12 protein-coding genes are annotated in these 13,916 nt (G+C 68.6%); 9 read left to right on the forward strand and 3 right to left on the reverse strand.

The window, feature by feature from the left end:
• The first annotated feature begins 9 nt into the window (after positions 1-9).
• From QM774_RS14255 to QM774_RS14295, 9 genes are all read left to right on the forward strand, one after another.
• On the forward strand, positions 10-684 hold the full coding sequence (locus QM774_RS14255; RefSeq protein WP_414976505.1) for a ComF family protein: 675 nt from the start codon (positions 10-12) through the stop codon (positions 682-684).
• Positions 685-800: 116 nt separating this feature from the next.
• Positions 801-1,526, forward strand: coding sequence for a ribosome hibernation-promoting factor, HPF/YfiA family (gene hpf / locus QM774_RS14260; protein ID WP_414976506.1), 726 nt, complete (start codon positions 801-803; stop codon positions 1,524-1,526).
• Between the two features lie 96 nt (positions 1,527-1,622).
• Complete coding sequence (secA, locus tag QM774_RS14265; RefSeq protein ID WP_414976507.1) at positions 1,623-4,466, forward strand: preprotein translocase subunit SecA; 2,844 nt, start codon at positions 1,623-1,625, stop codon at positions 4,464-4,466.
• A 145-nt stretch (positions 4,467-4,611) separates the two neighbouring features.
• Positions 4,612-5,016, forward strand: a complete 405-nt coding sequence (locus QM774_RS14270) for an Rv3235 family protein (protein WP_414976508.1) — start codon at positions 4,612-4,614, stop codon at positions 5,014-5,016.
• Between the two features lie 71 nt (positions 5,017-5,087).
• On the forward strand, positions 5,088-6,521 hold the full coding sequence (locus QM774_RS14275) for a wax ester/triacylglycerol synthase domain-containing protein (RefSeq protein ID WP_414976509.1): 1,434 nt from the start codon (positions 5,088-5,090) through the stop codon (positions 6,519-6,521).
• Between the two features lie 3 nt (positions 6,522-6,524).
• On the forward strand, positions 6,525-7,022 hold the full coding sequence (locus tag QM774_RS14280; protein WP_414976510.1) for a DUF6912 family protein: 498 nt from the start codon (positions 6,525-6,527) through the stop codon (positions 7,020-7,022).
• Positions 7,023-7,114: 92 nt separating this feature from the next.
• Positions 7,115-8,233: a ferredoxin reductase gene (locus QM774_RS14285; protein WP_414976511.1), complete on the forward strand. Its 1,119-nt coding sequence runs from the start codon at positions 7,115-7,117 to the stop codon at positions 8,231-8,233.
• Between the two features lie 225 nt (positions 8,234-8,458).
• Positions 8,459-9,766 (forward strand): fatty acid desaturase family protein, encoded by a 1,308-nt coding sequence (locus QM774_RS14290; protein ID WP_414976512.1) that lies wholly within the window; start codon positions 8,459-8,461, stop codon positions 9,764-9,766.
• 57 nt (positions 9,767-9,823) lie between these two features.
• Positions 9,824-11,038 carry a fatty acid desaturase family protein gene (locus QM774_RS14295; protein WP_414976513.1) on the forward strand — a complete coding sequence of 405 codons (1,215 nt, stop codon included), beginning with the start codon at positions 9,824-9,826 and terminating at the stop codon, positions 11,036-11,038.
• Positions 11,039-11,042: 4 nt separating this feature from the next.
• Here QM774_RS14295 and rsgA read toward each other — a convergent pair whose 3' ends face one another.
• From rsgA to QM774_RS14310, 3 genes are read right to left on the reverse strand one after another with little or no spacing between them, the layout of a single operon-like run.
• Entirely contained in the window at positions 11,043-12,110 is a 1,068-nt protein-coding gene (gene rsgA / locus QM774_RS14300) for a ribosome small subunit-dependent GTPase A (RefSeq protein ID WP_414976514.1), read from the reverse strand.
• Positions 12,110-13,459, reverse strand: coding sequence for a 3-phosphoshikimate 1-carboxyvinyltransferase (aroA, locus tag QM774_RS14305; RefSeq protein ID WP_414976515.1), 1,350 nt, complete (start codon positions 13,457-13,459; stop codon positions 12,110-12,112). Before aroA ends, rsgA begins: the two co-directional genes overlap by 1 nt.
• Entirely contained in the window at positions 13,452-13,862 is a 411-nt protein-coding gene (locus tag QM774_RS14310; protein WP_414976516.1) for a VOC family protein, read from the reverse strand. The genes aroA and QM774_RS14310 overlap by 8 nt, the downstream gene beginning before the upstream one ends.
• Positions 13,863-13,916: the final 54 nt, after the last annotated feature.

The raw sequence follows: 13,916 nt of genomic DNA on the forward strand, positions 1-13,916 counted from the left end.
GATGGTCCCATGCGATCGCGGGGAGTGTTCGGGGCGACGGTCGACCTGGCCGTGCCGGTCGAATGCGGAGGCTGCCGCCGGCACGGAATCCCGTGGTGCCGGCGCTGCGACCGCACCGTGCACGACGATCCCGTGGCGCTGCGTCCCCGCGTCGATCCGGGGGTTCCGGCGTGGGCGGCGGGGCGCTACAGCGGACCGCTGCGCAACGCCGTCGTCGATCTGAAGGAACATCGCCGCACCGACCTGGTGCCGGTCCTCGGCGATCTCCTGGCCGTGGCGCTGCTGCGCCTCGCTGACTGGGGCGACCTGCCCGCCGCCCGGACCCTCGCCCTGGTGCCGGCCCCCACCCGGGCCGGCGCCGCACGCCGCCGCGGCGGCGACCCGGTGACGGCGATCGCCGTGCGGGCCGCCGAGCGGCTCGGACCACGGGTGGCGGCGGTACCCCTCCTGCGGACCGCGGGCTGGGCGCGCGACTCGGCCGGCCTCGGTGCCGGCCGGCGTCTGGCGAATCTGCGGGATGCGGTGACCGTCGGCGAGGTTCCGGCCGCCGTGACCGGCGGCGATACGGCGGTCGTCCTCGTCGACGACGTCCTCACCACGGGGGCGACCGCTGCGGTCTCGGTGAGCGCCCTGCGCCGGGCCGGAGCGGCTCCGGTCGCGGTCCTCGTGTGCGCCGGCGCGTGACCGACTGTGAAACCTGTGTGAACCCTCGGGCACAGCGCCGCGAAACGTAGAGAAGCATCGGCGTCTCGGTTACCGTCGGAGGTAGATCTTCTGATCACCGCTGAGGAGGAAAAGGGATGTCTGTAGTTCATCGAAAAGGACAGCGCGAGCCCAAGGGGCCGGCCCCCACCGAAGCGGAGCTGAACTCGGCGTTCGAGCGGCCGGCACACGTGCAGGCCGTGACCGAACCGGCCGAGCCGGACGCCGACGTCTCGATGAGTGGCCGCAACGTCGTGATCCCCGATCACTTCCGCGCCTACGTCAACGACAAGCTGTCCCGCCTGGAGCGCTTCGACTCGTCGATCAACCGGTTCGAGGTGGTTCTCTATCACGAGCCGAACCGCCGGCAGAGCAAGCAGGCGCAGGTCGTGGAGATCACCGCACGGGGCAGCGGGCCGGTGGTCCGGGCCGAGGGCAGCGGCGAGAACTTCTACGCCGCCACCGAACTGGCCGCCGACCGCCTGCAGAAGCGCCTGCGCCGCTCCAAGTCGCGCAACAAGATCCGCAAGGACGGTCCCGGTAAGCCCATCTCGGTCGCCGAAGCCACCGCGCCGTCGGCGCTGCCGGATGCGCCCGCGCCCGCCGAGACCGACCAGTGGGACGACGGCGTCGAACCGTACGAGCCCGGTCAGGTGGTCCGCGTCAAGGACCACGAAGCCAAGCCGATGAGCGTCGACGACGCGCTCTACGAGATGGAGCTCGTCGGCCACGACTTCTTCCTGTTCCAGGACTCGGAGACCGGCAAGGCGTCGGTGGTCTACCGCCGCCACGCCTTCGACTACGGCCTGATTCGCCTCGCCTGACGGGCGCGCCGGGAGAGACCGGTACGATGGAATCCGGTCTGCACGAATGTGCAGGCCGGATTCTCTTTGTTCACGACCGATGGGGACTGTGAAACCGTGCTGAACAAGCTGCTGCGCGTCGGTGAAGGCCGAATGGTCAAGAGGCTCGACGGCATCGCCGGACAGGTCGAAGCGCTTTCCGACGAGATGGAAGCGCTGTCCGATTCTCAGCTGCAGGCCAAGACGGCCGAGTTCAAGAAGCGCCTGGACGACGGCGAGACGCTCGATCACCTGCTGGTCGAGGCGTTCGCGGTCGCGCGCGAGGCCGCGTGGCGCGTCCTGGACCAGAAGCACTTCCACGTTCAGATCATGGGCGGCGCCGCCCTGCACTTCGGCAACATCGCCGAGATGAAGACCGGTGAGGGCAAGACCCTCACCTGTGTGCTGCCGGCCTACCTGAACGCCTTGTCCGGCGACGGCGTGCACGTCGTCACCGTCAACGACTACCTCGCCAAGCGCGACGCCGAGTGGATGGGCCGCGTGCACCGCTTCCTCGGCCTGCAGACCGCGGTGATCCTGACCGGCATGACCCCGGATCAGCGTCGTGAAGCGTACGCCGCCGACATCACCTACGGCACCAACAACGAGTTCGGCTTCGACTACCTGCGCGACAACATGGCGCACAGCCTGGACGAGCTCGTCCAGCGCGGCCACAACTACGCGATCGTCGACGAGGTCGACTCGATCCTGGTCGACGAGGCCCGTACCCCGCTCATCATCTCGGGGCCCGCCGACTCGTCGAGCAAGTGGTACAGCGAGTTCGCCCGCATCGCGCCGCAGCTGAAGAAGGACGTCCACTACGAGGTGGACATCAAGAAGAAGACGATCGGCGTGCACGAGGCCGGCGTCAACTACGTCGAGGACCAGCTCGGCATCGACAACCTGTACGAGCCGGCCAACTCGCAGCTCGTCAGCTACCTGAACAACTCCATCAAGGTCAAGGAGCTGTTCCACAAGGACAAGGACTACATCGTCCGCAACGGCGAGGTCCTGATCGTCGACGAGTTCACCGGTCGTGTGCTCGACGGCCGTCGCTTCAACGAGGGCCTGCACCAGGCCATCGAGGCGAAGGAAGGCGTCGAGATCAAGGCGGAGAACCAGACTCTCGCCACCATCACGCTGCAGAACTACTTCCGTCTCTACGACAAGCTGTCCGGCATGACCGGTACGGCCGAGACCGAGGCCGCCGAGTTCCAGCAGATCTACAAGCTCGGTGTCGTCCAGATCCCGACCAACAAGCCGATGCAGCGCATCGACCAAACCGACCTGATCTACAAGACCGAAGAGGCCAAGTTCCGGGCCGTCGTCGACGACATCTCGGAGCGGTATGAGAAGGGCCAGCCGGTCCTGATCGGTACCACCAGCGTCGAACGGTCCGAGTACCTGTCGCGGCTGCTGTCCGAGCGGAAGATCCCGCATTCGGTGCTGAATGCCAAGTACCACGAGCAGGAGGCGCAGATCGTCGCCGAGGCCGGCCGGTCCAAGGCGGTCACGGTGGCCACCAACATGGCCGGTCGAGGCACCGACGTCGTGCTGGGCGGTAACCCCGACATCATCGCCGACACCCGTCTGCGCAAGGCCGGGCTCGATCCGGTCAACACCCCCGACGACTACGAGGCCGCCTGGGACGAGGCCATCGCGGTGGCACGTGATCAGGCCGCCGCCGAAGCCGACACCGTCCGTGACGCGGGCGGCCTGTACGTGCTGGGCACCGAACGTCACGAGTCGCGCCGCATCGACAACCAGCTGCGCGGCCGCTCCGGCCGTCAGGGCGACCCGGGCGAGTCCCGCTTCTACCTGTCGCTCGGTGACGAGCTCATGCGCCGCTTCAACGCCGGCGCGCTCGACACCATCATGACGCGCCTCAACCTGCCCGAGGACATGCCGATCGACGCGAAGATGGTGTCCCGCGCCATCCTGTCCGCGCAGACGCAGGTCGAGGAGCAGAACTTCGAGATCCGCAAGAACGTCCTCAAGTACGACGAGGTGATGAACGAGCAGCGCAAGGTCATCTACGGCGAGCGCCGCGAGATCCTCGAGGGCGACGACCACCGCGACCAGATCCGTCAGATGGTGGCCGACGTCGCCGGCGACTACGTCGACAGCGCCACCCAGGAGGGGTACGCCGAGGACTGGGATCTGGACAAGCTGTGGGACGCGCTCGGCACCCTGTACCCGATCACGCTCGACAAGGACACGCTGTTCGGTGTCAACAAGTACGGCGAACGTGACGACGTCAGCCGTGACGAACTGCGCGACGCCGTCGTCGACGATGCGCTGAAGGCCTACGACCGTCGCGAGGCGGAGATCGCCGCCATCGCCGGCGAGGACGGCATGCGCCAGCTGGAGCGGTCGATCCTGCTGATGGTCCTGGACCGCAAGTGGCGTGACCACCTCTACGAGATGGACTACCTGCGCGAGGGCATCCATCTGCGATCGATGGCGCAGCGTGACCCGGTGGTCGAGTACCAGCGCGAGGGCTACGACATGTTCATGGGCATGCTCGAAGGCATGAAGGAGGAGACCGTTCAGCTCCTCTTCAACGCCCAGGTGCAGACCCAGGCGCCGGAGCCGCAGCTTGGTGCGACCGTCTCGGACATGCTGTCGGGCAGCGGACTGTCCGGTGGCGACCCGTACGACCCGGAGGGTGCGGCGGCCAACCCGGCCATGAGCTACAGCGGTCCGGACGAGGCCGGTGACCCCGAGCAGTACTCGCAGACCGAGGAGATGGCGTCGGGAACCCCGTCTGAGGTGCTGGGTGGCCAGGGCCACCAGGTTCCGGCGGCCTTCCAGTCGCCGCAGGCCGGCGGCCGGCACTCGGCCCCCGAGGCCGCCGCGGCACCGACGGGTTCGCGCAAGGAGCGCCGCGCCGCTGAGCGCCGCAACCGCCGCAAGAACTGAGTGCGCTGCGCAGAACGTGAGACCGCCGGTCACCCCTCGGGTGGCCGGCGGTCTTCGCTTGTATCTCGTTCTCCCTCTCATGCCGGGTCTCTCCCATGTCGGAGTGTCGTGGAACCGATGAGGGCTGCGGTGCGTCGAACAATGCATGACAAGGATTCTTCTGGCACCGGAACGAACCGGTGAACTGCAGATCGCGACCACGGTCCGGACGGCGGCGATCACCGCGCTCGCCCGGACCCTGGAGGTGCTCGACGGGCGGCGCCCGAGGTCGCAGCTGGCACCGTGCGTCGCATCGGGTGTGCTGGCGCAGATCACCGCACTGATCCAGAACGGCGGCCCCGACCGGGAGAGCTGTGCGCGGCTGCACCGGGTGCACGTTCAGCTCAGCGGCGAGCGCGCCGCCGAGTTCTTCGGCACCTTCGCCCGCGGGCCCCGGGTACGGGCGCTGGCGGGCCGGCTCGACCTGAGTCCGGTCCGGGTGTCCCGGCCGGGCGTCGTGCCTCGCCGTGTGGAGGATCGTTGGGTCCTCAGCGAGTTCACCATCCTGTGAACGCCGTCTCCGGCGACGCATCGAGGTAGTGTGCGGCCGGCCGGCCTGCCGCGGCATAGGATTCAACCATCATGGTGAACCGGCTGTCGCCCGAAGAGGCGATGTTCTACTTCCTGGACGGGTCTGGCACGACCACCCACCTGGGCGCGTTGCTGATCCTGGAGCCGGACGCCGACCGCACCCTCGACTACGCGAGCCTGGTCTCGCTGGTGGAGAACCGGCTGCAACTGATGCCGCGCTACCGGCAGGTGGTCGAAGAGGTGTCGTTGGGGCTGGCGCGCCCGCTGTGGGTGGACGACCGCGACTTCGACGTCACCTTCCACGTCCGGCTCTCGGCGCTTCCGCAGCCCGGAACCACCGACCAGCTGCAGGAGTTCATCGCGCGGATCCTGTCGCGTCCGCTGGACCGCGACCGGCCGCTCTGGGAGCTGTACCTGATCGAGGGGCTGGCCGACGGGCGTCTCGCCCTGCTCACCAAGACGCACCGCTGCCTGCTCGGCAACGGCGACCATCCCGAGATCAGCGAGGTCATCACCGACGTCGAGCCGGACACCGAGCCGCTCAAGGACGACCTGTGGCTGCCCGCCCGGCGGCCGGGCCCGGGGGAGACGACCCTCAACGCGATCACCGACGCCATGACGCGTCCCGGTGAGCTCGCCGAGACGGTGTTCCGGGGCGGCGGCCCGATCGCCGACATCCTGTCGCTGGCGGACCGGTCGGCCCGGTTCCTCGGCAAGACGGTGCAGCAGGCGGTGAACACCGCCCCCGACAGCCCGCTGAACTCGTCGGCGACGTCGGCGCGGCTGGTCACCTTCGCGCATGTTCCGCGCGACGGCTGCCAGACGATCGCCGAACGCTACGAGTGCACCTTCAACGACGTCGTGCTGGGCATCATCACCGGCGTCCTGCGTCGCTGGATGCTGTCGGTCACCGACTCGGTGGGCCACGACACCACCGTCCGGGCGGTCCTGCCGCTGGGCGCGCGTGATGCGGTGGTCGACGGGGCCAGCGGCTGGTTCAGCGAGGGCCGCGCCGAGTTCATCACTGACCTGCCGTTGGGGGAGGACGCACCGACGGTCCGCCTGATGCAGGTGGCGGGACTGGCGGACCGGTACTCGCAGGCCCAGCGGCGGCTCGCCCCCGGCGTCCGCCCGCCGTTCGGGGAACTGGGGGTGGTGCCGTTCGCCGACCGGTCGGCACGCGCCTTCAACAGCCTGTTCCACCGCTCCTACAACGTGCCGATCAGCATGAGCGAGTCGCTGATCGACCGCCGGTACGTGCGCGGTGTCCCGGTCGGAGGCCTGTACACGCTGCCGCCGCTGATCGCGCAGCGGGCGATGGCGATCAGCGTCAACGAATACGTCGACCAGGTGGAGTTCGGCTTCCTCGCCGACCGCAACGTGGTGTCCGACCTGCCGGCGATGGCCGGTTATGTGAACGAGTCCTATGAAGAACTGCTGACCGGGAACACGCCGCTGCCGCGCGGTGCCGGTGAAGGGATCTGAGCGATGCGAGTGTTTCTGCCGGCCACCCTGTCGGATGTGCAGCGGCTGCTGGACGACGGTCAGTGGATGCCGCTGGGCGCCACCGGTTTCGCGGTGACGCCGGCGCTGCGGGAGGCCTATACCGCCGGCGACGATGAGGAACTCGCCGAGGTCGCCATGCGCGATGCCGCGCGGGCCAGCCTTCGGCTGTTGTCGGCCGACGAGGAACCGGACCGTCCCGTGCGACGGGTGGTGATCGTGGCCGAGGACGCCGACGCCACACCGCGTCCCGATCTCGACGACGCGGTGGTGAAGGTATCCGGTCCGATCGGCAAGGACGCCGTCGTGGCGGTCCACGTCGACGGTGCCGACGCGGAACCGGCGGTCCGCAAGGCCGTCGAGGTGATCGATGCCGCGGATCTGGGCGACGAGGACGCGGAGCTGGCGGTCGGGGACGCCGAGGACCACGACCTCGGCTGGTATGCGACGCAGGAGTTGCCCTTCCTGCTGGAACTGCTCTGACGCCGGAGAACGAACCCGAGTTTTTCGCTCGAGCCCGGGTTACGCTACCGTAGGTTACGGTTCCGTAAGGATCTGATCTCGGAGGTGGATTGATGGTCGACTGGCGACAGCGTTTCGAGGCGCCCGCGCGAGCGGCGTCGGCGAACAGCGCGGCGGCGCAGTGGGTGCGTGCGGCCGTGTCCCGGGTGACCACCCCGCTGTTGCCCGACGACTACCTGCACCTGATCGATCCGCTGTGGTCCGCGCGCGAACTGCGTGGACGCATCGTCTCGATCACGCCTACGACCGACGATTCGGCGACCATCGTCATCAAGCCGGGATGGGGCTTCTCGTTCGACTACATCGCCGGCCAGTACATCGGAATCGGTGTGCCGGTCGACGGCCGATGGACGTGGCGTTCGTATTCGCTGACCAGCGACCCGGACACCTCGCGCGGCGACAAGACAGTGGCGATCACCGTGAAGGCGCTACCCGAGGGGTTCTTGTCGACGCACCTGGTGAACGGGCTCGAACCGGGCACCGTCGTACGCCTGGCCGCTCCGGCCGGCGAATTCGTTCTGCCCGAACCGCTGCCGGAGAAGGTGCTGCTGGTGACGGCGGGCAGCGGTGTCACGCCGATCATGTCGATGCTGCGGACCATGGCGCGCCGCGGCCGGCACGGCGACGTCGTGCTGGTGCATTCGGCGCCGAGCGCCGACAACGTCATGTTCGGCGACGAGCTCGCTGAGCTCGCCGACCGGGGGGTCATGACGTTGCACCTGCGCTACACGGGCAGCGACGGCCGGCTCACTCCCGAGGGGCTGGCCGCGCTGGTCCCGGACTGGGCAGACCGGCAGACGTGGGCGTGCGGTCCGGGTGGCTTCCTGGACATGCTGACGGGCGCGTACGAGAAGGCCGGACATCCCGACCGTCTCCACATCGAGCGGTTCGCTCTGGAGCGGGGCTCGCACGGCGCGCAGGGCGGCACCGTCACCTTCGGCACTCGCGACAAGTCGATCGAGGTCGACGGTGCCACCACGCTGCTGGAGGCGGGGGAGAAGGCCGGCGTCCAGATGCCTTACGGCTGCCGTATGGGTATCTGCCAGACCTGCGTCGTCATGCTCGACAAGGGCTGCGTCCGCGATCTGCGTACCGGCGTCGAACACGTCGAGGGCGAGCGGATCCAGACCTGTGTCTGCGCCGCCGCCGGCGACTGCACCCTGGACGTCTGACCCCCGTCTGATTCGTCCGGCCACATCGGGCACAGCTGGGCGCGTCTGGGCGCGTTCGATCCCGCCATTCGTGCCCCCAACTCCCCCGTATAGCCGAGCTGAGCCCGCTCCGCGCGCGCAGTGCACTCATACGGGGCGGTAGGGACATGGAGCTCGGGGGTAGACAACCTACGACTCCGTAACATACGATTACGTAAGTTACGGAAACGTAGTGAGGAGTTCCCGGTGGCGATTGCCGACATCCCCGAGTACGCGCACCTGACCGATCAAGACATCGCCGAGATCGGCGCCAAGCTCGACGCCATCCGCGCCGAGGTCGAGGCCGACCGCGGTGAGCGCGACGCCCGATACCTGCGCAACACGATCGCGCTGCAGCGCAGCCTGGAAGTGGCCGGCCGGGCCATGATCTTCGGTTCCACACGCCGATCGCTGTGGTGGGCCGGCGCGAGCACGCTCGGCGTCGCCAAGATCATCGAGAACATGGAGCTCGGGCACAACGTGATGCACGGGCAGTGGGACTGGATGAACGACCCCGAGGTCCACTCGACCACCTGGGAATGGGACAACACCGGTCCGAGCGCGCACTGGAAGCACCAGCACAACTTCATCCATCACAAGTACACGAACGTGCTCGGCATGGACGACGACGTGGGCTACGGACTGCTGCGCGTGACCCGCGACCAGCGCTGGCGCCCCTTCTACCTCGGCAACCTGCTGTGGAACACCCTGCTCATGCTCGGCTTCGAATGGGGCGTCGCCGCCCAGCACCTCGAGCTCGGCAAGAAGCGCACCACCGAAGAAGAGCAGCTGCAGTTCAAGAAGGACCTGCGCGACGCCGGCGAGAAGATCGGCCGCCAGGTCGCCAAGGACTACGTGGTCTACCCGGCGATCGTCGGCGGCGTCACCCGCTCCAAGCTCGGCTGGCGGAAGGCACTGAGCGCCAATCTGCTCGCCAACGTCATCCGCAACATCTGGACCAACGCCGTCATCTTCTGCGGGCACTTCCCGGACGGTGCCGAGAAGTTCACCAAGCGCGACCTGGAGAACGAGTCGCGCGGCCAGTGGTACCTGCGCCAGATGCTGGGCTCGGCCAACTTCCGGTCCGGTCCGGTCCTGGCCTTCCTGAGTGGCAACCTGTCGTACCAGATCGAGCACCACATCTTCCCGGACCTGCCGAGCAACCGTCTCGCCGACATCTCGGTGCGCGTGCAGGCCATCTGCGACGAATACGACCTGCCGTACACCACCGGCTCGTTCCCGATGCAGTACGCGAAGTCGTGGCGCACCATCGCCAAGCTCTCCCTGCCGGACAAGTACCTGAAGGCCACCGCGGACGACGCCCCGGAGACCGCTTCGGAACTGCGCTTCAAGACCGACCCGGCGCAGCACCTGCGGTCGGTGGTCGATCCGGAGACGGGCCGCCGCCGCGGACTGAAGTCGGCGATCTCGGCTCTGCGTGAGCGTCGGGCACGTCGTCGTCCGGTGTCGGCAGTGGTCACCCGGTCCACCGACCCGCAGTCGCCGGCCGCCTGAGATCTTCCCGCCCACTCGTCTCGCGGACTCATCACCGCCCGGGCATAATGGACTGCAATGGCGATCTCGGACATCAATGAGTACGCGCATCTGAGCGAAGCCGACGTCGAAACCCTCGGCGCCGAACTGGGCGCTCTGCGCCGCCGGATCGAATCGGATCTGGGTGAACGCGACGTGCGCTACCTGCGCCGCACCATCTTCGCCCAGCGTGCCCTCGAAGTGGCCGGTCGTCTCGCGCTGTTCGGCAGCAACAAGAAGTCGTTGTGGCTGGCGGGCACCGCGTCGCTGGCCGCCGCGAAGATCATCGAGAACATGGAGCTCGGGCACAACGTGATGCACGGGCAGTGGGACTGGATGAACGACCCCGAGGTGCACTCCACGTCGTGGGAGTGGGACATGGTGTGCGCGTCGCCGCACTGGAAGCACTCGCACAACTACATCCACCACAAGTACACGAACGTGGTCGGCATGGACCACGACGTGGGCTACAAGCTGCTGCGCGTGACCCGTGACGAGCCGTGGCAGGCGAAGTTTCTCTACCAGCCGATCTCCAATCTGCTGCTGGCCGCCGGATTCGAATGGGGCATCGGTCTGCACGACCTCAACCTGACCGGTGTGCTCAAGGGCGAGCAGACATGGGAGGAAGCCAAACCGGGTGCGAAGCTGTTCGCCCAGAAGATCGTCAAGCAGGTCGGCAAGGATTACCTCCTGTTCCCGGCACTGACCGGCCCGAACTTCAAGCACACCCTGACCGCCAATCTGACCGCCAACCTGGCGCGCAACCTGTGGGCGTACGTGGTGATCTTCTGCGGACACTTCCCGGACGGTGCCGAGAAGTTCACCATCGAGTCGATCGAGAACGAGACGCGGGGCCAGTGGTACCTGCGGCAGATGCTGGGCACCGCGAACTTCGAGGCGGGTCCGGCGATGGCGTTCATGAGCGGCAATCTCTGCTACCAGATCGAGCATCACCTCTACCCGGATCTGCCGAGCAACCGGATGGCCGAGATCTCGGTGCCGGTGCGTGAACTGTGCGAGAAGTACGACCTTCCGTACAACACCGAGTCGCTGACCGTGCAGTACCTGCGGACTCTGCGCACCATCAACAAGCTGGCGCTTCCGGACCGGTTCCTGAAGGCCACCAGCGACGACGCTCCTGAGACCGCATCCGAGCGGCGCTTCGACGGCCAGGTGCCGCGGGCCAAGGGTCTGAAGACCGCGCTGGGCCGCCTGCGCGAGTCGCGCAAGGCCGCCAAACGCGCCCGGCGTTAGCCGGTCAGGCGTTCGGGGGCTCCGGCGCCGCGGACACGGCTTCCTCGGTGTCCGGCCCGGTATCGCGGACCGCGACCAGCAGTTCACGCACCGCCATCGCCCGGCGGTACGAGCCGTCGGTCAGCTGATCCAGCGCGCATTCGGGATCGGCGGGCGGGCCCAGATGGGTGCAGCCGCGCGGGCAGTTCTCGATGGCGTCGCGCAGGTCGGCGAACGCATCGACGATCTCGTCCGGGGTGACGTGCGCCAGACCGAACGAGCGGATTCCCGGGGTGTCGACGACCCATCCCCGTGATTCACCTTTCGACAAGCTCGAGGAGCGGGAGGGAAGTGGCAGGGCCACCGACTGCGTGGAGGTGTGCCGTCCCTTGCCGACTCCCGACACCCGGCCGGTGGCGCGATCGGCGTCCGGCACCAGACGGTTCACCAGGGTCGATTTGCCGACCCCGGAATGCCCGATCAGTGCGGTCAGCTTGCCGTCGAGGATCTCGATGAGCGGGCCCAGCTCGTCGTCGCGCCCGCCGAGAACCACCGGGAGGTCGAGGTCGGCGAAGTGCGCCGCGAACTCGTCCGGTCCGGCCAGATCCGATTTGGTGAGGCACAGGATCGGGGTCAGACCACCGGCATACGCGGCGGCCAGCGCGCGTTCGACGAAGCCCGTCCGCGGCGGGGGATCGGCCAGTGCGGTCACGATCAGCAGTTGATCGGCGTTGCCGACGACGATCCGCTCATACGGGTCGGTGTCGTCGGCGGTGCGGCGCAGGACGGTGCTGCGGTCATCGACCCGCACGATCCGGGCCAGGGTGTCGGGCCGGCCGGACAGATCCCCGACGACGCCGACACGGTCACCGACGACCACCGGGGTGCGGCCGAGTTCGCGGGCACGCATGGCGACCACCCGGCGGTCCGGGTCGCCGTCGATCACGCAACCCCAGCGACCCCGGTCCACCGACACGACCATCGCGGTCTCGGCGTCGTCGTGCTTCGGCCGCGTCTTGGTGCGCGGCCGAGTGCCCTTACCGGGACGGATCCGGACATCGGATTCGTCGTAGGACCGGGTGGAACGACCCATTAAGCGCCGGTTCCCGCGTTTGTCGACGACCGCGCCGCGGACGAGCCGGCCAGCATCGCGGTCCACAGCGCCGGAAAGTCGGGCAGCGTCTTCGAGGTGGTCTCGACGTTCTCCACCACCACTCCGTCGACCACCAGGCCGAGCGCGGCCCCGGCGGTCGCCATCCGGTGGTCGGCGTAGGTGCGCCACACCGCGTCCCCGGTCCCGGCACCGGGCCGCAGGTCGGCGGGTGCGCGACCGGTGATCCTCAGTCCGTCCTCGGTCTGTTCGCAGGCGCCGCCGAGCCGGTTGATCTCGGCGGTCAGGGCGGCCAGGCGGTCGGTCTCGTGACCGCGCAGATGCGCGATGCCCCACAGGTTCGACGTGCCGTCGGCCACCGCGCACAGTGCGGCGACGGTGGGGGTCAGTTCGCCGACGTCACGCAGATCGACGTCGATCGCGGTCAGTCGCCGGGGACCGGTCACGGTGAGCAGCCCGTCGTCGGAGCGTTCGGTCTCGCAGCCCAGGTCCTGCAGGATGGACACGATCTCGGCTCCGGGCTGGGTGGTCTCGGCCGGCCAGCGCGGCACGGTGACGCTGCCGCCGGTGACGGCCGCCGCAGCCAGGAAGGCGGCCGCATTCGACAGATCGGGTTCGATCTCCCAGTCGACCGCCCGGATCGGGGCTGGCTCCACGGTCCAGCTCGTCACCGCGCCCGACGGATCGGTACCGGTGGTGACGGCGACACCGGCGGTGGCCAGCATGTCGACGGTCATCTCGATGTGCGGCATCGACGGGACCGGTGCACCGGCGTGGGTGATCGTCGCGCCCTCGTCGAACCGTGCCGCCGACAGCAGCAGCCCGGACACGAACTGCGAGGACGCCGACGCGTCGATCGTCACCGGACCGCCGACGACCGCCCCGGTGCCGTGCACGGTGAACGGCAGACCGTCGCCGTCGATGTTCACCCCCAGCTGCCGCAAGGCGGTCAGGACGGTGCCGAGGGGTCGCGCCCGCGCCTGTTCGTCGCCGTCGAACCGGACGTGACCGTCGGCCAGTGCTGCCACCGCCGGCAGGAACCGCATGACGGTGCCGGCCAGGCCGCAGTCGATGTCGGCGGCGTGCAGCGGGCCGGGCGTGACGGTGACGTCGGTCGGGTCTCCCGGATCGGCGGCGACGCCGGTGCCCAGGGCGGCCAGTCCGTCGAGCATGAGGTCGGTGTCGCGGCTGCGGAGTGTGCCGGTCAGGTGTGACGGGCCGTCGGCGAGCGCCGCCAGGATCAGGGCGCGGTTGGTGATGGACTTCGATCCGGGGAGCTCCACCGTGGCGTGCACGGGTCCGTCGGCGGTCGGTGCGGCCCAGTCAGTCATGCATCAAGTCTGTCATGGGTGCCGGCGGGCGCTGATCGCGGCGGAGCGGGTGATCGTCGGGGATCTGCACCACGATCAGCGAACGGCCGTCGGTGTCGTGGACGGTCATCTCGATCAGCCCCCACGGCTTGGTCTCCGGCGCGGCCGCGATGGTCACCCCGGCGGCGGCCAGTTCCCGGTGCGTGGCGGCGATGTCGCGCACCTGCAGCCACAGCATGTCCGTCGAGCCGCCGATCTCGCCGGTGAGGTGCGCCGGGATCTCGATCAGCCCGTTGCCGGCGTGGAACACCACGCCTCCCGGATACTCGCGCGCGATCGGCAGGCCGAGGGTGTCGCGGTAGAACCCGATCAGCACCTCGGGTTCGTCGGAACGCAGCAGGACACGGCTCGTCACGATCTCCATGACCTCACCGTAGACCGGGACACCGGCGGCACGGGGACACTGCGCTGCCACGGG

This window comes from Gordonia sp. (in: high G+C Gram-positive bacteria) (assembly GCF_047600565.1).
Taxonomy (GTDB): Bacteria; Actinomycetota; Actinomycetes; order Mycobacteriales; family Mycobacteriaceae; genus Gordonia.

Coding starts and splice junctions, on each gene's coding strand:
- QM774_RS14255 (WP_414976505.1), top strand. CDS start 10: ATGCGATCGCGGGGAGTGTTCGGGGCGACGGTCGACCTGGCCGTGCCG.
- hpf (WP_414976506.1), top strand. CDS start 801: ATGTCTGTAGTTCATCGAAAAGGACAGCGCGAGCCCAAGGGGCCGGCC.
- QM774_RS14270 (WP_414976508.1), top strand. CDS start 4,612: ATGACAAGGATTCTTCTGGCACCGGAACGAACCGGTGAACTGCAGATC.
- QM774_RS14275 (WP_414976509.1), top strand. CDS start 5,088: ATGGTGAACCGGCTGTCGCCCGAAGAGGCGATGTTCTACTTCCTGGAC.
- QM774_RS14280 (WP_414976510.1), top strand. CDS start 6,525: ATGCGAGTGTTTCTGCCGGCCACCCTGTCGGATGTGCAGCGGCTGCTG.
- QM774_RS14285 (WP_414976511.1), top strand. CDS start 7,115: ATGGTCGACTGGCGACAGCGTTTCGAGGCGCCCGCGCGAGCGGCGTCG.
- QM774_RS14295 (WP_414976513.1), top strand. CDS start 9,824: ATGGCGATCTCGGACATCAATGAGTACGCGCATCTGAGCGAAGCCGAC.
- rsgA (WP_414976514.1), bottom strand. CDS start 12,110: ATGGGTCGTTCCACCCGGTCCTACGACGAATCCGATGTCCGGATCCGT.
- aroA (WP_414976515.1), bottom strand. CDS start 13,459: ATGACTGACTGGGCCGCACCGACCGCCGACGGACCCGTGCACGCCACG.
- QM774_RS14310 (WP_414976516.1), bottom strand. CDS start 13,862: ATGGAGATCGTGACGAGCCGTGTCCTGCTGCGTTCCGACGAACCCGAG.